Raw genomic sequence first — 18,871 nt, 5'->3', positions numbered from 1 at the left:
CCGGTTCGCCTGCTCAACGTCGACTCGCTCACCGCACACTTCCGCGCCGAGTACGTCGGCCGCGGTGAACTCGCCGACCGCCAGCAGAAACTCAACAAACACCTCCACGATCTGATGCGTATCGGTGACCTCTACAACGCCGCCGTTCTCGTGACGAATCAGGTCGCGTCGAATCCCGACTCCTACTTCGGCGACCCGACACAGCCCATCGGCGGCAACATCCTCGGCCACACCTCGACGTTCCGGATCTACCTCCGCAAGTCGAAAGGCGACAAGCGGATCGTCCGACTCGTCGATGCGCCGAACCTCGCAGACGGCGAGGCTGTGATGCGCGTACAGGACGCCGGACTGGTTCCCGAGTAATGACTCCCCGGTCGTCTCTTCGACGTTCAACTCGCCCTCGGACCACCGTCCATCGATGGGTCCACACCACCGACCCACAGCCGACACCGGGTGCGACCCCGACTCACGTCGGAGTCGATCACACCGTGCATTAACTGACCACTGAGCAGCACCGGTCTGAGGCGTTCGTTCTCGTACTGAATCGGCTTTTCCCACCGGGGTCCACCACGGTGCTGTCACCCCCTAACGCCGACTACGGAGCCGCCCCGGACGGTCGAGAGTGGCCGCTTCGGCTACGGGCGGCGACCGTACACGCGGACGTGCCGGAGTGTCATCCCACCCCTTCGGCTATCGTCTCGAGTCGCCGGGTCAGCCGGTCAACCAGTCCCAAGAGGTCGGCACGGCTGGGGTCGGCGGCAGAGCCGTCGTATTCGCCCACGCTGTCCGCGATCGGCCCACGGACTCGTTCTCCGAGTGCCGTCGCCGCCGCCCCGTATCGGTTCATATCCATAGCCGCAGCGACGTCGTTGAGGTCCGTCCTCAGACGTTCCCGTGTTTCCTCGCCGCCACGTAATCCTTCCGCGGGCACACGACCGACGGCGTCCCGCACCGGCCCCGTGATCGCGTTCAAACTGGTCGTAGCACCGGCCCGCTCAGCGACGAGTGAGACTCCCGACTCCCGGAACGGCAGCGAGATGCCAACATAGCTGTGGGGGCGGTCGCCGTGAGAACCGTGGAGCCGGTCGGGGACGGTCGCCGTCACGAGTTGCTGGTTTCTCGGTCCCAAGAGGCTCACCTCAACCGACTGTGTGTCGTCGGTTCGCTCGGTTTCAAACGCTCCACCGCCAGCGTCTCGGGGGATGGTGTCGCGGACGACGACGGTGTCGAATTGGAGGTCACCATCGACGGCGAGTGCGAGAGCCTCGATCACCGGCTGTACCTCTCCTCCCGTGTCGTCCACCTGTGGCGACAGATCGGCCGCTCCCGCGCCGGCCCCGGTGTTGATATTGGGGTTCGAGCCGCCGCTATACCCGACACTGAACCCGCCGTTCGCGAGGTACCGGTGGACCTTGCTGTCGGCCCACTTGTCGCCCCCGGCGTAGCTCATGTAACTGGGGTAGCGCTTCGGTGCGAGGGCTCCGCGCGAGACCTGGGGCGGATCGACGCTGAAACTGCCGTCCGGCACGCCGGGGTTGGTAATCAGCGTGAACCTGTCGGTCAGGTCGTAGCCCACCGACCGTAGGCTCGCGTTCGCGTGCAGGTCGTCGCTCCCTCCCCGTCTGAATGCCCCCGAGTACAGCGGTAGTGCGAACCGATGACCGATCTCCTGTGCAGTCGTGGTTGCGTGCGAGATGTCGTCCCCTCTCGGCAGGGCTTCAAGACTCCCCACCGCGAACTTGAACCCCCAGTGGTACCCCGAAGCACCCATCGAGTGGGCGGCGAAGTAGTTTGCTCTGTTCGACCCGCCGGTCCCTTTCGGGAGAATCATCACCCGGATGTCGAAGGCACCACCCGTGTCGGCGTCAATGAGGTCGATGGCGTTTTGACGGCTGCTACCCCCCGTGGTCAGTATCTCCCCATCGCTCCGCGGGAAATTCGGTCGCGTCCGGATCTTGTTCAACGTCTGTCTGGCCTGCCATGCGTCCTTTCCGGCACCGTTGTCCCAGAGGTTGGTCCAGTTCTCGGAAATAACACCGACGACCGGGTCCTCTTTCGGGTGTTTGTACCCCACGATGTCGCCGGGGAACACTCGCCTGAGATACTCGAACGAACTCCGCACCGACCGGTCGTAGTTCGCCGCCTCGCCGTTCGCGTCGCCCCAGTCGATGTCGGTGGTGTAGTTTTTGTTCTTTTGCCGTGCCTCCCTTCTGGTGAACCGCGGGGAGTGTGTCGCCCCGGGATCCTCAACGTGGATGAATCCGACCCGGAGTGGTGTCGACAGACTGGTGGTGTTCGACACCGGTTTGTTCACGCTGTCCATCGTGTCGAACCCACCCAGTCCGTTGGGGTTAGTGACGCGGACCGTAACCGATGTCGGATCGACCGAAAATATCGGTGGATCGGTGTCCGAGTCCGCCGTCCGGGCCATCTGGTGGAACTTCGCGGCCGTGCTGTCACCGGTAACGATATCGATGAGGTCACTGCGGCGAATCCAGAAGGTGAGCCGTCTCTGGGATGGGCTCCCGGTCCGACCGACGAGGATCCACACCTTGACCCCCTTTTTATCGAGGTCTTGGAGGTTACTCCCCGTGAGGTCAAACAGGACGGCGGTGGGCTGGTCTGCGACGATCGGCGGGTCGGACAGGGCGTTACCGCTTCCCGACAGACTGGACTGTTCGACCTTCTGGACCAACCGAACGTTCGAGACGGTCACGTCGGGCAGCGACTCGAAATAGTTCGAGTCGTCGGTACCGTCCGATCCTCCGGGGGCCGCCCGATTACGGATCCGCCGTGCGAGTTCGAGGACCTCGGCAATCTGTTCGGAGACCGCCAGCCGTTGTTCGGGGAGTTCCGGAGCGTCCCCTTCTGGGTCCTGCGGTCGCTGTGGGGTGAGACAAGCCGAGCCAACACCGGCATCCTGCGGAACGCGACGGCGGTTGACGGCACCGAAGATGACCGTATCCCCCTCGGCCTGCACACGGCTGCTGTACACGGCGACGCCGGTCCGTCCGTCTCCACCGAGAACGCCGGTATGTATCTGAAATTCGGCGTCCCGTCCGAGCATCCGTCCACGCTCCTCGTTCAGTCGCTCGGGGCCACACTCCCAGTCTGTGTCTAAACTCAACGCCTCCCGAAACTGCCCCCCACTTTCTCCGGTGAGCAACTCCGTCACCGGCGTCTGAGAGAGTGGATTGATCTGTTGTCCCCCAATGTTCGGTTCCGGTGTCGAAATGACCGCGGCGGACCACGAGTCGTCGGCCGGGACCGCCCAGGACACGACATCCGGGGTGCCCGCGTCAAAGCCGTAGGCAGCAACGTGACTGGTGAGGGTCACGTTTGCGTCGATGCCGGCTGCTTCGCCGGACACCGTGGTTTCGACCGTCTCCTGACTAACCTCCCGAAATCCGAAGGCCTGCCGTCCCTCCGGGTCAAGTCCATACGGTGTCGCCGAAAACTCCGTTTCGTCCTGATTGAGTAAACTACACCCCGATAGCATCGTCACGCCGGCTGTTGCGCCGGCAAACTGCAGAAACCGTCGTCTTGGCGTCGGTTCGTTCCGCTCGTTACTGTCTGGCATGCTCTGTGTGTCCGCCGAGAGCTCGGATGTCGGTGTGTGCATCGTCAGCGTGCGTGCTGACGCCGGTGTTAGCCCGTGTGTCGTTGGGGGAGGCGGACCCCCCGGTTATTTCCATCGTGGCGGCGTTGACCGATGCTCCCCCAACGTCCTCGACCGTGTGACTGCATCGAGCGACCCGAGACGTCCCGATGTGGACGTTAGTTTTCCTCACACTATCACCTCTCGTTTTCGGGATCATCGCGATCCTACGTGACAAAATAAAATGTAAAATAAAAAATTTAATGCCACCAACTGTCTCTCGATAGCGTCCCGACCGGTGTCGGCGAGTGTGTCATATCCGAGCGGTTCAAACCGACCCGTTCAGGTTACGTATCACTCCGTCGGGGTCTCGCTCACCGACTGTGAGGTGTTATTTTCCTCAACGGTGAGAACACGTTCCGCCCCGAACGTATCGATGACGTGGTGGGGTCCCGACGACGAAACCATTCAGGCGACAATAGATGACCGCGGCATCGAGAGCACCGTTTTCGGCCACACCTCGGTGTGTCGATTCCTTCCGCAGGTGAAAACCGAAATGAACGTCCGATTTGCCGGCATCCTGATCCTCGCCAGAGGCCGTAATGCGCGTACAAGACGCCGGACTAGTCCCCGAGTTCTCGTATCTAGCCGACGGTCACACCGCCGGTCACCGCCGACACTCGGTTTCAGTCTTCGGTGGTCGTTTCTTCGATCTCTACCTCGCCCTCGTGGATCTTCGCGCCGTCTTGGACGACCTTCTCCGCGAGAACGGCACACTTGATCCGCATGGGGCTGATGTCGACGCCCAGCATCTCCACCACGTCGTCCCGGTCCATCTCGTTGAGTTCGCCAAGCGTGGTGCCGGGGAGCCGTTCGGTGAGCATGCTCGCGCTCGCCTGACTGATCGCACAGCCGTCGCCGGAGAAACTGGCGTACTCGATGGTTTCGCCGTCGCTATCGAGGCGTACGTCGATCTTGATCGTGTCGCCACACGACGGGTTCTCGCCGACGTGAGAGAACGTCGGATCATCGAGTTCCCCGTGATTCCGGGGGTTCTTGTAGTGATCGAGAATCTGCTGTCGGTACATGTCCGAGCCCATACCCATAGTTGTTCCAAGATATGGTACTGCCGAGTAAAAGGATTCCGGGCCGGCTCAGGCCGGCACGGCCCCACCGTCGGCCTCGTAGGCATCGAGCAGTTCCTTGTAGCGGTTTCGGATCGTCACTTCGGAGATGTCCGCTACCTCGCCGACCTGCTTCTGTGTGACCTCCTCGTTTGTGAGCAGCGGTGCGGCGTAAACGGCCGCGGCGGCGAGACCGACCGGGTTTCTGCCGCTGTGGACGCCTTTGTTTTTGGCCGCTTGGAGCAGCTCGCGGGCCAGTCGCTCGGCCTCGCCCGACACGTCGAGTTCGGATGCAAAACGGGTGACGTAGCTCACCGGATCCGCCGGCGCAACCTCGAGGTTGAGTTCCCGAACGACATACCGGTAGGCTCGTTTGAACTCATCCTCGTCGACACGGCTGACCCGCGCCACCTCGTCGATGGTCCGGGGGACACCTACCTGCCGGGCGGCGGCGTAGAGCGAACTCGTGGCGATGCCTTCAATGGAACGACCGGGGAGAAGGTCGTCTTCGAGGGCGCGGCGGTAGATCACCGAGGCGGTTTCGCGGACGTTCTCGGGGAGGCCAAGCGCCGAGGCCATGCGGTCGATCTCGCCGAGGGCCTGTCGAAGGTTGCGTTCCTGATGATTTTGGGTCTGGAACCGGCGGTTCCAGGTGCGCAGGCGCTGCATCTTCTCGCGTTGTCGCGATGAGAGGGAGTTTCCGTAGGCGTCCTTGTCCTGCCAGTCGATGGTCGTCGACAGCCCCTTGTCGTGCATCATCTTCGTCGTCGGCGACCCGACCCGCGCTTTCTCGTCCCGTTCGGCCGCATCGAAGGCCCGCCACTCGGGCCCCCGGTCGACCTCGTTCTCCTCGACGATGAGGCCACAGTCCTGACACGCCGTCTCGCCGTGTTCCTCGTCGGCGACGAGCGACCCGCCACACTCGGGGCAGCCATGTTCGTGTTCGCGTTCGTGTTCGTGGTCGGTTGGTTCCGTCCGTGCCGTTGCCGTTGTTTCTTTTCGCTCCGTCTCGTCGGACGTCCAAATGCGTGTTTCCGTCATAATAAACGTGGGCGTCACGACCGCACGGGCCGGTCCCGAACGGTGTGTTCTTCCTTGACTATCAGTTAGTTCTACGGCAATATAAATCCCTGGTTGAATCTGCCGACTATATATAAACTATTCGGCTACTCGATCACTGCCGCTGACACACTCTCAGCGAGAGCAAACTCAAGATACATAATAGTTTGTCCGGCGTCTCGGTCATGTGGTCGTTTCACACGACCGCCCGACATTCTTGTGAACGTAACGCATACTGTTCGTATGAAAGTCGAAACCAACCCGGAGTCGAAAGGAACCGTTGTGACCGCCGAGCGACTCTGTGCCGAAGGAAACGAACAGGCCTGTCAGATGCTTCGTCGCCTGTGTGAGCAGGGCGAAGACGACGCGTGCCGATCCGTCTGAACGGTTACTCGCTTTGGATCCGTGGCGCGAGCATGAAGGTTACGTTCCCGAGCCCCTCGGCGAAGTCATAATGAAGCTTCACAGGGAACTCCTCGCCGAGTTCGACCGTCACCTCGGCGTCGCCGGGAATCGCCTTGTCCATATCTTTCAGATAGTCGAGTGAGAACAACGAACTGGCCGGACCGGCGTTGAGGTCGATGAGGTCGTCGGCTCCCATCTCGAAGTCCACGTCGTCGGTGTCACCCTCCGCCTCGATGTGGAACGTCGCATCGCCCTCGTCGACACGGAGGTTGATGTGGTCTGACACCATGTCCGCCGCCGTGATCCCGCGGTCGAGTTGGTTTCCCTCGACGACGATGCGTGCCGGCAGGTCGAGGTCAGGAATGTCCGGCTCCTGTCGGATGGAGTCGGGGTCGATCAACGCGAGCGTGTAGGACAGCCCGTCGATCCGGATGTGAAGCTTGCGGGTCTCCTCGTCGAGTTCGAGGTGCACCAGGTCGCCGGCGTTTCCCATCCCCGCGATGTCCTCGAGACGAGCGAGGTTGACACCGATAACGCCCCCGTCGGCCTCGTAGGACTCGAACGCCGCCGCCTCCAGCGAGAGGTCGACCATCCCCACGTTCGCCGGGTCGACCGCGCGGATCGCCAGGCCGTCCTCGTTGAGTCGCATCTTGCACTCGTCGACTAGCACGCTCACGGAGTCGAGGGCGTCCCGGAGCGTTGAGGCGCTCACGATGGCGTTGAACATGTACCCAGTGGTACGCCCCTAGTGTTAAAAATACCCGCTGTTCGTTCGCGAGCGGGCGCGCACGATGCGGTGTCGTCTCCGCCGACGCCGGACGGCGTACGACCATCGAACCCGTGGCGCACTCGACACCGCGGACCGGGCCGCTCGTCGCCGACGCCCTGTTGTTGGCTGACCGAACCGTCGACCGACCGACTCGCGGTCGCCCGGCACATTCCTCCGACAGGGTCGTGACGACCGCCGCCACCGACGCCGGTTGAGGCGTCGCCCCCGCGATGGGAGACCGAGGTCGCGCTACCATCCAGCACGGCCCGTCCCGGGCCGACCCGACAGTCTCGGTTCCCCGTTGTCGTCGTCACCATCCGATGTCCCTTTCAGCGTCGACGGCGTTTCTCAGCGTATGACCGCAGACTCGCCACCACTCCCCGAGCGGGACGACCCACGAGCGTCGGTGAGACGACCATGACCGAACGGGACGAGTACTACAACCGCGCGAAACAGGAGGGGTACCGCGCCCGGTCTGCGTACAAACTGAAGCAACTCGACGGCGAAGCCGACCTGTTCGACCGGGGCGATTCGGTGGTCGACCTCGGCGCGGCACCGGGTGGGTGGCTTCAGGTCGCCGCCGAGGCGGTCGGCCCACAGGGTACCGTCGTCGGTGTCGACCTCCAGCGCATCGAGGCTCTCGACCACGGCGGCGTCGAGACGATCCGTGGCGACCTGACCGATCAGGAGACGATCGACCGCCTCCGCGACGCGGCCGGCGATGCGGTCGATGTCGTTCTCTCGGATATGGCGCCGAACATGACCGGCGAGTACTCCGTCGACCACGCGCGGTCGGTTTATCTCGCTCGACAGGCATACCACGCCGCGCTCGACCTGTTGGCTCCGGGTGGCGACCTCGTGACAAAGGTGTTTGAGGGGCCGGACCTCGCGGCTCTTCGCGAGGAGATGGAGGAGGACTTCGAGTACGTGCGGGCGGTCCACCCGGAGGCCTCCCGGGACGCGTCGTCGGAACTCTACCTCGTCGCAAAGGGGCATCTCACCGCACCCGTGACCGCAGGCGACGAGCGTACGGTCGACATCGTCGACGAGGGCCGCGAGGGCGACGGCATCGCCCGCATCGACGGCTTTACGATCTTTGTCCCCGACACGACGGTCGGCGAGGAGGTCGCGGTCCGGATCGACGAGGTGAAACCCCGTTTTGCCTTCGCCGAGCGGCGAGATTAGAACTCGTCGACCATCGGCTTCTCGGGGTTGCTTTCTCTGTCGCCGGCTTTCGCCGCGGCGTCGGCTTTCGCCGCGGCGTCGGCCCGCGACCGCACGATGCCGACCACCGCGTACACGAAGGGTGTATCCACAACGGCGATCAGGAGTTTGAGAAGGTACTGGCCGAGCATCAACGCGACGACGACGTTCCACGGCGTGGCGTTCCCGACCCCCGCGTACGTCGGCAGGAGATAAAAGGCGACACCGACGAAAATGACGGTGTCGATGGCCTGACTCGTCGCCGTCGAGACGATGTTCCGGAGCCAGAGAAAGTTGCCGTCGGTTACCGCTCGAAGACGGTGGAAGACCGCCACATCCCAGTTTTGACTGACCAGATACGCGAGCAGGCTCCCTGCGACGATGTTCGTCGCCGGCGCGAGAACGCCCTCGAACTGCGCGGCGAACTCCGCGTTCTGCCCCGGCGCGAGAATGGTCGACCACACCAGCGCGAGCAGCACGAAGTTCATCGTGAAGCCGACGTTCACCAGTATCCGCGCCGCCCGCCGGCCGTACAGTTCGCCGTAACAGTCCGACGCAAAAAAGGTGAGCGCGTAGGCGAGCGCCGCCCCCGGAAGAAGCACCGTCCCGCCGACCCGCGGCACCTCTGTCGGGAGCGGAATCGCGAGCACCTTCGCCGCGGTCAACTGTGCGGCGACAAGCGCCGTGACGAACAACGCCAAAATCGCCACCCGGCCGACCGGCCAGTCGTTGCCGGCGCTCATTCCTCCGACTCCAGTCGCCCGTGGCGGGCGTCGATGTCATCCAACAGGTCAAGCGTCTTCCGGATCGACGCCCGGACCGCGTCGCTCCGGTTGACGAACTTGCCGTTCTCCCCGACGTGGTCGTCTAAATCCGCGAGCAGTTCGTCGGGAACTTCGACGCTGATCTTGGTCACGCTGGGTCCCTCCGTCCGCGTTCGGCACGTTCGAATATTCGCATGGAACTCTCTGAGTCATATTTTCGGGTCGGAGTGTTAAACGCGACGGCCTCACTCGGCGGTCCGACACACATCCGGTCGGTCGAGGGCGCCGCGGAGGGGAGACGCCGACCTGCCGCCGCCCGGTCGTGTCTCCCCAACTGTCTTTCCCGCCGCCGGACGTAGCGCAACCACGAGATGACCGACGCACCCATCGACGCAATCACCGCACGGGAAATCCTCGACAACCGACTGGAGCCGACCCTTCGGGTCACCGTCGAGACACCCGCCGGAACCGGGCGAGCGGACGTTCCCCGTGGCCGTTCTCGGGGCGCATACGAGGCCTACGACCGCCGCGACGGCGACGACCGCTACCGCGGCCTCGGCGTCCGTGACGCCGTTTCGGCCGTCGAGGACCGGATCGCGCCCGAACTGCGCGGCCGCGACGTGACCGACCAGCGGGATGTCGACGCCGCCCTCGTTGCCCTCGACGGCACGGACACCAAGGAGAACCTGGGTGGTAACGCCGTCGTCGGCGTCTCGCTGGCCGTTCTTCGTGCGGGCGCGGCCGCGACCGGCCTGCCTTTGTATCGCTACGTCGGCGGAGCCGACGCCCACGTCATTCCGCTTCCGTTTTTCGACCTGATCGAGGGCGGCGAACTCGCCGGTGGCGACCGCCCGTTTCAGGAACATCAGGTCGTCCCCGTCGGCGCCGACTCCGTCGCCGAGGCCGTCCGGTGGACCGCGGAGGTGTACTACGAACTCGGCGACATCCTCCGTTCGGAGTACGGTGCGGCGTCGTGTAACGTCGGCGACGAGGGCGGCTACACCCCACTCGGCGTCGACGACCCTCGCGAGGCGTTCGAACTTGAATGCCGCGCGATCGAAGCCTGTGGCTACGACGGCGAGTTCGCCCTCGCGGCCGACGTAGCGGCCTCGCACTTCTACGACCCCGAGACGGAGACCTACGACCTGTGTGGCGAGGCGATGACGCGGGCCGACCTCGTCGCATTCTACGAGAATCTCGTCGACACCTACCCCATCGTCTCGTTGGAGGACCCGCTCGATCAGGCGGATTTCGCCGGCGTCGCCGACCTGACCGACCGTCTCGACGTCCAGATCGTCGGCGACGACCTGTTCGCTACAACACCCGATCGCCTCCGGACGGGGATCGACCACGGCGCGGGAACCGCCCTTCTCTGGAAGATAAATCAGGTCGGGACCGTCACCGAGGCGACCGAGGCGGCGCGTCTCGCCACCCGAAACGGCTACGCAGTGCAGGTATCCGAGCGCTCGGGGCAGACGCCCGACACGTGGCTCGCGGACCTCGCGGTTGGCCTCGGCGCCGGCCAGATCAAAACCGGCGTCACCCGGGGCGAGCGAACCGAACAGTACAACCGCCTGCTCGAGATCGAGGCCGACCTCGACGGCGTGGCGACGTTCGGCCCTCCGGGCGACGCACTCGACCGATGACGACCGTCCGCAACCGCGACACCCTGACCGACCACGGCAACCGCCAGGCCCGTGAGGCGCTTCTCGACGCCGCGGCGGCGGCACTCGACGCCGTCCATCCGCGACGGACCGTCCCCGCGGCCGTGGAACGTGACGACGCTCGCCTCCGCGTCGGCGACCGCACCTACGACCTCAACGCCGTTGAGGACGTGTACGTGATCGGTGGAGGCAAAGGCTCGGCTGCGGTGGCGGCCGAACTCGACACCCTTCTCGGCGACCGGATCGACGACGGTGTGGTGGCCGAGAAGGCAACTTGGAGTGATCGGTCACGGTCGACCGGCGCGGTTGCTGTCGTCGCGGCCGGCCACCCGCTCCCGGACAAGACCAGCAACGCGGTCGGCCGGCGAGCGCTGACCCTCGCTGACGCCGCCGGGCCGAACGACCTCGTTCTCGCGCCGATCACCGGCGGGGCGTCGGCGACCCTCGTCGCCCCCGCCGACGGCCTCTCATCCGCCGACCTCGCCGAGACGACGGACACCCTGCTCTCCGCCGGCCTCCGGATCGAGGAGATAAACGCCGTCCGGAAACACTGCTCGGCGAGCAAGGGGGGTCGCCTCGCCGAGCGTATTGCCCCCGCGGCGACGGCTACGCTCGTCGTCGTCGACGAGGTTGCGGGCGAGCCGTGGGGACCGACCGTCGGCGACCGGACGACCTACGCCGACGCTCTCGACGTGTTGACACGACACGGTCTCATCGACGTCGTCCCCCCGACCGTGGTCGACCACCTCCGGCGCGGCCGCGACGGCGGCGAACCCGAGACGCCGACGCCGGCTGATCTCGCCACCACCGACACGCACGCCGTCGTTCTCGCGGGGCCGGCCGACGCGCCGGAGGCCGCCCGCGACCACGCCGCAGAGTCCGGATACACCCCGTTGATCCTCTCGACCACCGTCGAAGGTGAGAGCGGGGCGGTTGCGACCTGTCTCACCGCCGTCGCCGACGAGGTGGCGACCCACGGCCGACCGGCTACCCCCCCTTGTATGCTGATCTCGGGCGGTGAGACGACCGTCACCGTTGGCGACGGCGACGGCGATGGCGGGCCGAACCAGGAGTTCGCCCTCGCTGCCGCCGTGGAACTTGCAGACACCGACAACGACCACGGGGCCGACCGACCGGCGATCACGACGCTTGCACTCGGGACCGACGGCACGGACGGCCCGACCGACGTCGCCGGCGGTCTCGTCGACGCCACGACGGTCACGCGACTGTCCGAGGCAGGGTTCGACGCCCGGGACCACCTCCACCGTCACGACACCACGCCGGCGCTCCGGACGGTTGACGACGCGGTGCTCACGGGGCCGACGGGAACGAACGTGATGGATCTTCGCCTGACGCTCGTCGCGTAAGCCCTACGACTCCGGGACCACGTCCCGTTCCGGGGCGAGGTTACGGCGACCGCCGAGTGTCACCACGAACAGAACGCCGAGGCCGACACCGTAAGCGACCATCAGCGGAATCGTCACGAGAAACATCGTCGTCACGTCGGCCGGCGTCGCGACGGCGGCGAACGCCATGACGCCGACGACCACCTCGCGCCACCGCCCCCGCATGGCCCGGTAGGAGACGCCGGCAGCGTTGAGCAGGAGCATCAGAACGGGCACGTCCGCAAGCAGGCCGATCCCGGCGGTGGTGAAAAAGATGAGCCAGAAGAAGTTGGTGATGCGGTAGGCGATGATCATGTTCGCCCGAACGCCGTCGCCGGCGAGATAGGAGATGACCGTCGGCGCGACGGTGGTGTAGCCGAGAGCAAAGCCGCCGAGAAGGCCAACGACGAGCGCCGCGGCCCAGCCGAAGATGACGTTACGGTTCCCACGGACGAACCCACGCTCGCGGAGCGCCGGCCACGCGTAGTACATGACGACCGGAAAGGTAACGAGAGCGGCGATCAGCGCCGAGAACTTCACCTCGAAGATCAGCGCCTCCATCGGGTGGAGCGCGACGACGCTGATATCCTCCGGCGTCACCTGACTCGGCAACTGCGAAAGGAACTGCTCGAACACGCGGCCGATGCCGCCGGTGTAGAGCCACCCGAACGTCGACGCGAGAACGATGCTGAAGACGGCGGCAATGCGGAACGCCCGCGAGGTGAGACTGTCGAGGATAAATGTCACGTCGCTGTAGTAGCCGCCGATGTCGTCGTCGGTCTCGCCCTCGGTGAATTCATCGAGAAAGGTGCCGCCGGCACGGCTCGCCCGGTCGCCGAGTTCGTCCGCCGTCGACCCGGTGCCGTCGCCGGTGTCGCCGCCGTCACCGCTGTCGGCGTCCTCCGCCTCGTCGAATCGGTCGAGAATGGCGCGCGCTCGCTTCTCGTTGCCCGCCTCCATCGCCTCGCCCGCCATCGCCACAGCCTCGTTCTCGCTCAACGTAGCGAAGGCTTCCGGGGGGGCAGCCCGAAGTCCGTCGGCGTCGAGTTCCGAGAGGTCGATATCGCTCGGGTCGCCGACGGTCGCCGGATCGACCGCCGCCTCCAGCTCGGCGTAGACGTAGTACATGAACGCGACGGCGGTCCCCACGAGGATACCGGCTGTCGTCCACAGCGCCAGTCCGGCGCTCCGCGAGACGGGGAGCGCCGTTCCCGGTCCGCCGAGGCGTTGTGAACTTCCCGCCAACGCGAGCGCATCGTTCGCGGCCGGGAGCCCGCCACGGGTCAGAAAGGCGTACACCAACAGGCCGCCCACGACCCCGACCCCGAGAATGACGTTCCAGTGGCGGCCGGCGGCCGTCCCGATATCGAGCCGTTCGCTCCCGCGCTTGGCCGTTACGACAACCTTCGTGAGATAGAGGCTGAACCCGTAGAGAACGATCATCGGCACCGCCCACATAATCTGGGTGAACGGATCCGGCGGCGTGAACAACGCCCCGGCGGCGACCATCCCGGCGACGGCGTAACGCCAGCGGTCGCGGAACGTCTCGTACGGGACGATCTCGGCGTACGACAGCCCGCTCATCGCCAACGGGAGTTGTGCCGCCAGGCCGAAAGAGAGCGTGAGCAGGAAGATGAACTGTGCCCAGAGAACGATCGAGTAGGTGGGTGTGAAGCCGGCCGAAATGGCGTTGTTTGCGAGAAAGGCGAACATCACCGGGAAAAAGACGAGGTAGCCGTAGGCCAGCCCGGCGGCGAACAGGCCGGTCGCAACCAATGCGCCGAGAACGATTTTCCACCGCGACACCGGGGATGAGGGCCACAGGCCACGGTCCCTGAGCGCGTCCCGTGAAAAGTAGACAAGCACCGGCAACCCGATCAGAATCCCCACGACGAGACCGATCTTCGCTTGCAGAAGGATCACGTCGAACGGCGTCTGGGCGATGATCTCGAGTTCGCCCGACGCAACCTCGTCCAGTCGCGACCGGGTGATCCCTTCGAGAAAGCCCCACACGTACAGTCTGAGCGCGTAGAACGCTCCGATGAACCCGACGAGAAACACCATGAACACCTTTTGAAGGTCCTTCTGGGCGGACCGGAGCATTGCGCCAGCGGTCTCTCGGCCGGCGTCCAGCGTTTGACGGGTATCCTCGTCCAGCGCGCTCGACATACAGTATAGAACCCGTTTCGGCATCATCAATCTTTTCTCTCCGCCGTCGGTCCGGTCTCGCCGCGTCGGGGGCGGACGTCATCGGAGCACGATGGAAAAAGGCCTATAACAGCACGGCGGATATGTGTGGCAAATGGCTGAGGACTCGGAGCCGGAACCGCAGTCCGGACCGACGGACGAGCCGTCTGAACCCCCAGCTACCCCCGAGTCTTCCGACCGCGACGACGACGCCTCCGAAACCGATATCGATCCGGAAACGGACACGGTTTACACGCCCGACGACGCCCCCGAGGCCGGCGGCTCCATTGAGGACTTTCTCGACGATGACGACACCCTCGCGGCCGACGAACAGGCTCCCGCCGGCGCGACCGGTTCCGACGACCCGTACGACCGGGACGAACGCCGGAGTGTCTCAAACGCCGTCGGCGCACCGGTCCCGGACGAGGAACTCGACGACGACCCGGACCTCGACTTCGAACCGAACATCGTGAACGAGGTTCCGGACAACGGTTCGACCGCCGACCCGGAGGAAAGGGCAACCGCCGGTCCGACCGCGTCCCCTTCGGAAACGGGGGCGGACAACACCGACCCGTCGGACGAGTCCACGGCCGACGACGGATCACTTCTCGCCGACGCCGCCGACGCCGCGGCCGACGCGACGGCCGACGGCAAATCGCTTCTCGCCGACACCGCAGACACCGCCGGCGCCGCCGGCACGCCGACAGCGGGGCCGCCGGCCCAAGCCCCGCCGGCCGAACCAACCGACAGTATCGAGGACGGTGTTCTCGGCGAGGGCCCGGCCTCCGACGAGGAGATGCCGCTTGCGGACCACATCGAGGAGATGGTTCGCCGTCTCGCGGTCGTTCTCATCGTCGGCGGAGTCGTCACCCTCGCCGTTTTTCCCGCCGCCGACCAACTCATCAACTTTCTCTGGAACTCCCACATCCCGGGTGCGGATACCATCACCGACCGCCGGCCGCGGCTTTACGGTCCGCTCGAACTGCTGGTTACCGAACTCAAGGTCGCCGCCCTCGCCGGCTTCGTCGTTGGTCTTCCCATCGCAGTTTACGAGACGTACCTGTTCATGCGCCCCGGACTCTTCCCCCGCGAACGCCGCTACTACCTCGCCGCCGTCCCCACCAGTCTCGTTCTCGCGTTGATCGGCGTCGCCTTCGCCCACTTCGTCGTTCTGCCGGCCATCTTCGCGTACTTCACCTCCTACACCACCGGAACCGCCGTCGTGGCCTTCGGTCTCGAGGAGACGTTCGGCCTCATCCTCGTTCTCATGGGCTACATGGCGCTCGTTTTCCAGATTCCCCTTTTCATCATGCTCGCGATCATGATGAACCTCACCACCCGTGTGTGGCTGGAGGATCGTCGCCTGTTGTTCTGGGGTGGCTTTCTCGGACTCGCCTTTCTCGTCAGCCCCGATCCAACGGGAATGGCCCCCATCATCGTCGCCGCGACGATGATCACGCTGTTCGAGGGTACGCTCGCCCTCCTCCGGTGGACCGGCAGCTAACCGTGAAACCGACTCACATCCAGAGGGCTCCCTGGCCTTTAGCTCCGTCCGAGGAACGTTCTTGTGGGAGAACACCGTACCATGGACTGTGACGACGTTTCTCTTCACCCGGCACGGCGAAACCACGTGGAACCGCGAGGGCCGCCTCCAAGGCTGGGCGCCCACGGCGCTGACCGACCGCGGTCACGAACAGGCCCGGTCGCTCGCGGCCCATCTCGCCGCCGACTACGACGTGGACCGGGTGCTTGCCTCCGACCTCCGACGCGCTAAACAGACCGCGTCTCACGTCGCCGACGCCGTCGGTTCTGACCCGACCCTCGAACCGGCGTGGCGGGAACGGGATTTCGGACGGTTCCAAGGGCTTCCGAACGCGGCTGTGTTCGAGAACCACGACCGTCTGTCGATCTCTCGGGCCGGTCGGGACGCCGTGGATGCCCGTCCGGAAAGCGGCGAGAGCCTCCGTGAACTACACGACCGCGTCCGGGCTCGCTGGGCCGCCGTCCGTGACGAGAGCGGCCCCGACGAGACGGTGGTCGTCGTCTGTCACGGCGGGCCGCTCTCCCTTCTCGTCGGCGCCGTTGACGGCCGCGACATCGTCGACGCCGTCGTCGACGGCGAACAGGACAACTGCGCGCTGAACGAGGTTCGGGTGGCCAACGGCACGGCGACGCTCGTCGCCGAAAACCGGACGGACTTTCTCGACGCGCCGCCAGCGTAGGTCCCGACCGACGCAGACGCCGGTCAGTCCTCGCTGACCGGGTACTCCCGGTCGAAGACGTTCTCGACGACGGGGTCCGATCCCTCGTTTTCCTCGTCGGGGCTTACGCTTCCCGTCCGGTAGCCGTGCAGGTCGAGGGTGACGTGGTCGAAGCCCGCGTCGGTGAGGTGTTCGCGGGCCGCTCTGATGAACTCCGTATCCAAGGCGGCGTCGAGTTCGTCGGGCGCCACCTCGATGCGGGCGAGGCCCTCGTGGTCGCGGACGCGGAACTGCGAGAACCCCCACGTCCGAAGCAGCGTCTCGGCTTTCTCAACGCGGCTGAGTCGCTCCTCGGTCACCTCGAGCCCGGTCGGGATGCGCGAGGAGAGACACGCCATCGAGGGCTTGTCGGCGACGGAGAGACCGTAGCGGTCCGCGACCTCCCGGACCTCCGACTTGGTGATGTCGTGAGCGAGCAGCGGCGAGAACACGTCCAGTTCGTCGACGGCACGCAGGCCGGGGCGGTGACCGCCGCCGGGGTCCGAGGCGTTCGTGCCATCACAAACCGTCCCGATCCCCAGTTCGCGGGCCACGTCGTACATCCGCCCCAGACGCATCGTCCGGCAGTGGTAACACCGGTCGTCGTCGTTCGCCACGAAGTCGGGGTTGTCAAGTTCGGAGAAGGTGACCGTCTCGTGGCGAACCCCGATCTCGTCGGCGACCCGTTTCGCGTCATCGAGTTCGTCCGCGGGGAGCGTCTCGCTTCTGGCCGTACACGCCACCGCGTCGTCGCCGAGGGCATCGTAGGCGAGGGCGGCGACGACACTCGAATCCACGCCGCCGGAGAAGGCGACGACGACGCCGTCGCGCTCCGCGAGAGCGTCCCGAGCGGCGTCGAGTTTCGCGTCGAGGCTCCGTGTCATTGCCCTCCCTACCGTACCGACGGGCAAAAGCGCGTTGTCTAAACGAGGTCCGCGGACTCGACCTCGCCGCCGTCCGCCTGCCGGCGGGTCGCGTAGAACAGCGTTCCGACCACGGCGAGGAGTCCGCCGTACGACACCGCGGCGAACAACGCCGTCTCCGCCGAAGCGTACGCCTCGGTTCGGAACGTGATGATCTTCCGCGCGATGGCGATGAGACCGGCGCCGAGAACGATCCGAACGACAGACTCGTCGCGGCTGTATGCGATAACGGTCAGAAACACCTCGACGATAATAAACAGGAGCAGGGCCGTGTCGATGAGACCGACGACCGCACGCGGGTCGGTGATCCGCCCGGACACGCCCAACTCGAAGATTCGGAGGCAAAGTCGAAGACTCCGACGGCGAACAACACGACGAGCAGCCCTGCGGTGCCGAGTTTGAGCCCCGCATCACCCGCTCCGACACGTGACTGAGGCGTCGCTCGTTCAGACTTCGATCCGCCACCCCTGTCAGGTCGGACGGTACGGCGGCTCCAGATCATAACCTTACCACCCGCAACGTTTTGCCGGATGGGGCGATACTGCCTGCCGCATGGAGCTTACGGCCATCCCGGGTGTCGGTGAAAAAACGGCGGCCGCGCTCGCCGAACTCGACGACCCCGAACGCGCGCTTCGGGAGGGTGATGTGGCGACCCTCGCGGACGCGCCCGGCATCTCGGCCGGCCGGGCCGCAACCATCGCCCGCGCGGCCGTCCGGCACGACCACGGTGTCGACGCCGAGTTTCTCGCCACCGACCGCGCCCGTGACTGCTACGAGTCGATCCTCGACCTCCTCCAAGCCCGGGCCGTCACCGACTACGCCGCCCACCGAATGGCGACGTTCGTTCCCACCGGTGCGGTCTCCCGGATCGAGGAGGTTCGAGCCCTCGTCGACCGGGCCACGGGCCACGAGGTAGACGAGGCGACCCTCGACGCGCTGGCGGACGTCGAACCCTTGGTCGATCCGCCGCCGACGCGGGTTCGCGACCGGTGTCTTGCCACCGCCGACGCCGAAACCTACGCCGCGGCCGAGGAGGCCATCCCCGAACTCTCGGTCGAAATCGTCGACGACGCCCGTGATCTGGCGGACCTCGCCCGTTCGTACGCGACGGTGATCGTCCTGGACGAGACGTTTGCGGGCGTCGATGTCGACGGCGACATCCGGGTCCGTCCCGGTGCGCTTGAGGACCCCGAGACGGTCGTCCCCGAACGACTCCTCTCGTTTTTTGCGGCGAACCGGAACGCCCTGTTGGCGGCCGCCCGCGTCCACGAGACGGCGGGAATGGAGCCACCCTGTGACCCCGACGCGCTTCAGGACGCCCTCGCCCGCCTCAACGACGACGGTACCCCCGTCGGCGACGACGAACTCGACCGGCTGATCACCGCTGTCGACGATCTTGAGGCCGCCGTCGGGACCGCCGAATCCGCCGCCAACGACCATCTCCGGACCGCGATCCGCGAACGGGACGTGACCATCGAGGGGACGGACTTTCTCTCGCTGGTCGAACAGGGCGCACGCGTCGACGCCCTTCTCTCCCGGGAACTCGCCGA

The 18,871-nt window shown here is 65.6% G+C and carries 16 protein-coding genes and 1 pseudogene; 8 read left to right on the top strand and 9 right to left on the bottom strand.

Annotation, left to right across the window (positions count from 1 at the left end):
* Window positions 1–363, top strand: a pseudogene (radA, locus tag Q0925_RS04690) (DNA repair and recombination protein RadA); the annotation flags it as partial.
* Between the two features lie 310 nt (window positions 364–673).
* On the opposite strand, the gene Q0925_RS04680 reads toward radA, so the two are convergent.
* From Q0925_RS04680 to Q0925_RS04670, 3 genes are all read right to left on the bottom strand, one after another.
* The gene (locus Q0925_RS04680) at window positions 674–3,580 is read right to left on the bottom strand and encodes a DUF6517 family protein (RefSeq protein WP_299332331.1); all 2,907 of its coding nucleotides are present in this window, start codon (window positions 3,578–3,580) and stop codon (window positions 674–676) included.
* 704 nt (window positions 3,581–4,284) lie between these two features.
* Window positions 4,285–4,704, bottom strand: a complete 420-nt coding sequence (gene sufU / locus Q0925_RS04675) for a Fe-S cluster assembly sulfur transfer protein SufU (protein WP_299332330.1) — start codon at window positions 4,702–4,704, stop codon at window positions 4,285–4,287.
* Window positions 4,705–4,752: 48 nt separating this feature from the next.
* Entirely contained in the window at window positions 4,753–5,763 is a 1,011-nt protein-coding gene (locus Q0925_RS04670) for a transcription initiation factor IIB (RefSeq protein WP_299332329.1), read from the bottom strand.
* A 261-nt stretch (window positions 5,764–6,024) separates the two neighbouring features.
* On the opposite strand from Q0925_RS04670, the gene Q0925_RS04665 reads away from it, so the two are divergent.
* Window positions 6,025–6,165, top strand: coding sequence for a hypothetical protein (locus Q0925_RS04665; protein WP_299332327.1), 141 nt, complete (start codon window positions 6,025–6,027; stop codon window positions 6,163–6,165).
* A 4-nt stretch (window positions 6,166–6,169) separates the two neighbouring features.
* Here Q0925_RS04665 and Q0925_RS04660 read toward each other — a convergent pair whose 3' ends face one another.
* Window positions 6,170–6,913, bottom strand: coding sequence for a DNA polymerase sliding clamp (locus Q0925_RS04660; protein ID WP_299332326.1), 744 nt, complete (start codon window positions 6,911–6,913; stop codon window positions 6,170–6,172).
* 459 nt (window positions 6,914–7,372) lie between these two features.
* Here Q0925_RS04660 and Q0925_RS04655 point away from each other — a divergent pair, with 459 nt between their 5' ends.
* On the top strand, window positions 7,373–8,140 hold the full coding sequence (locus tag Q0925_RS04655; RefSeq protein ID WP_299332324.1) for a 23S rRNA (uridine(2552)-2'-O)-methyltransferase: 768 nt from the start codon (window positions 7,373–7,375) through the stop codon (window positions 8,138–8,140).
* On the opposite strand, the gene Q0925_RS04650 is transcribed toward Q0925_RS04655, so the two are convergent.
* Complete coding sequence (locus Q0925_RS04650; protein ID WP_299332322.1) at window positions 8,137–8,901, bottom strand: queuosine precursor transporter; 765 nt, start codon at window positions 8,899–8,901, stop codon at window positions 8,137–8,139. The two genes, Q0925_RS04655 and Q0925_RS04650, sit on opposite strands and share 4 nt — an antisense overlap.
* Complete coding sequence (locus tag Q0925_RS04645) at window positions 8,898–9,074, bottom strand: ribbon-helix-helix domain-containing protein (RefSeq protein WP_299332320.1); 177 nt, start codon at window positions 9,072–9,074, stop codon at window positions 8,898–8,900. Before Q0925_RS04645 ends, Q0925_RS04650 begins: the two co-directional genes overlap by 4 nt.
* A 219-nt stretch (window positions 9,075–9,293) precedes the next feature.
* Here Q0925_RS04645 and eno point away from each other — a divergent pair, with 219 nt between their 5' ends.
* Window positions 9,294–10,568 carry a phosphopyruvate hydratase gene (gene eno / locus Q0925_RS04640; RefSeq protein WP_299332319.1) on the top strand — a complete coding sequence of 425 codons (1,275 nt, stop codon included), beginning with the start codon at window positions 9,294–9,296 and terminating at the stop codon, window positions 10,566–10,568.
* Complete coding sequence (locus tag Q0925_RS04635; RefSeq protein ID WP_299332317.1) at window positions 10,565–11,953, top strand: glycerate kinase type-2 family protein; 1,389 nt, start codon at window positions 10,565–10,567, stop codon at window positions 11,951–11,953. The genes eno and Q0925_RS04635 overlap by 4 nt, the downstream gene beginning before the upstream one ends.
* 3 nt (window positions 11,954–11,956) lie before the next feature.
* On the opposite strand, the gene tatC (Q0925_RS04630) is transcribed toward Q0925_RS04635, so the two are convergent.
* Complete coding sequence (tatC, locus tag Q0925_RS04630) at window positions 11,957–14,140, bottom strand: twin-arginine translocase subunit TatC (protein ID WP_299332315.1); 2,184 nt, start codon at window positions 14,138–14,140, stop codon at window positions 11,957–11,959.
* A 133-nt stretch (window positions 14,141–14,273) separates the two neighbouring features.
* On the opposite strand from tatC (Q0925_RS04630), the gene tatC (Q0925_RS04625) reads away from it, so the two are divergent.
* Window positions 14,274–15,662, top strand: coding sequence for a twin-arginine translocase subunit TatC (gene tatC, locus Q0925_RS04625; RefSeq protein ID WP_299332314.1), 1,389 nt, complete (start codon window positions 14,274–14,276; stop codon window positions 15,660–15,662).
* Window positions 15,663–15,750: 88 nt separating this feature from the next.
* On the top strand, window positions 15,751–16,380 hold the full coding sequence (locus tag Q0925_RS04620; protein ID WP_299332312.1) for a histidine phosphatase family protein: 630 nt from the start codon (window positions 15,751–15,753) through the stop codon (window positions 16,378–16,380).
* A gap of 23 nt (window positions 16,381–16,403) precedes the next feature.
* Here the strand turns inward: Q0925_RS04620 and larE are convergent, their stop codons facing one another.
* Window positions 16,404–17,282: an ATP-dependent sacrificial sulfur transferase LarE gene (gene larE, locus Q0925_RS04615; RefSeq protein WP_299332310.1), complete on the bottom strand. Its 879-nt coding sequence runs from the start codon at window positions 17,280–17,282 to the stop codon at window positions 16,404–16,406.
* Between the two features lie 38 nt (window positions 17,283–17,320).
* On the bottom strand, window positions 17,321–17,656 hold the full coding sequence (locus Q0925_RS04610; protein ID WP_299332332.1) for a phosphate-starvation-inducible PsiE family protein: 336 nt from the start codon (window positions 17,654–17,656) through the stop codon (window positions 17,321–17,323).
* A 217-nt stretch (window positions 17,657–17,873) separates the two neighbouring features.
* On the opposite strand from Q0925_RS04610, the gene Q0925_RS04605 reads away from it, so the two are divergent.
* The coding region (locus Q0925_RS04605; protein ID WP_299332308.1) for a helix-hairpin-helix domain-containing protein at window positions 17,874–18,871 on the top strand (998 nt) is incomplete at its 3' end.

Origin of the sequence: Haloplanus sp., from assembly GCF_028275055.1 — an archaeon.
Classification (GTDB): domain Archaea; phylum Halobacteriota; class Halobacteria; order Halobacteriales; family Haloferacaceae; genus Haloplanus.
Note: the sequence above shows the minus strand (reverse complement) of the source record. Positions and strands in the feature narration are given on the sequence as shown.

Coding starts and splice junctions, on each gene's coding strand:
- Q0925_RS04680 (WP_299332331.1), bottom strand. CDS start 3,580: ATGCCAGACAGTAACGAGCGGAACGAACCGACGCCAAGACGACGGTTT.
- sufU (WP_299332330.1), bottom strand. CDS start 4,704: ATGGGTATGGGCTCGGACATGTACCGACAGCAGATTCTCGATCACTAC.
- Q0925_RS04670 (WP_299332329.1), bottom strand. CDS start 5,763: ATGACGGAAACACGCATTTGGACGTCCGACGAGACGGAGCGAAAAGAA.
- Q0925_RS04665 (WP_299332327.1), top strand. CDS start 6,025: ATGAAAGTCGAAACCAACCCGGAGTCGAAAGGAACCGTTGTGACCGCC.
- Q0925_RS04660 (WP_299332326.1), bottom strand. CDS start 6,913: ATGTTCAACGCCATCGTGAGCGCCTCAACGCTCCGGGACGCCCTCGAC.
- Q0925_RS04655 (WP_299332324.1), top strand. CDS start 7,373: ATGACCGAACGGGACGAGTACTACAACCGCGCGAAACAGGAGGGGTAC.
- Q0925_RS04650 (WP_299332322.1), bottom strand. CDS start 8,901: ATGAGCGCCGGCAACGACTGGCCGGTCGGCCGGGTGGCGATTTTGGCG.
- eno (WP_299332319.1), top strand. CDS start 9,294: ATGACCGACGCACCCATCGACGCAATCACCGCACGGGAAATCCTCGAC.
- Q0925_RS04635 (WP_299332317.1), top strand. CDS start 10,565: ATGACGACCGTCCGCAACCGCGACACCCTGACCGACCACGGCAACCGC.
- tatC (WP_299332315.1), bottom strand. CDS start 14,140: ATGTCGAGCGCGCTGGACGAGGATACCCGTCAAACGCTGGACGCCGGC.
- tatC (WP_299332314.1), top strand. CDS start 14,274: ATGGCTGAGGACTCGGAGCCGGAACCGCAGTCCGGACCGACGGACGAG.
- larE (WP_299332310.1), bottom strand. CDS start 17,282: ATGACACGGAGCCTCGACGCGAAACTCGACGCCGCTCGGGACGCTCTC.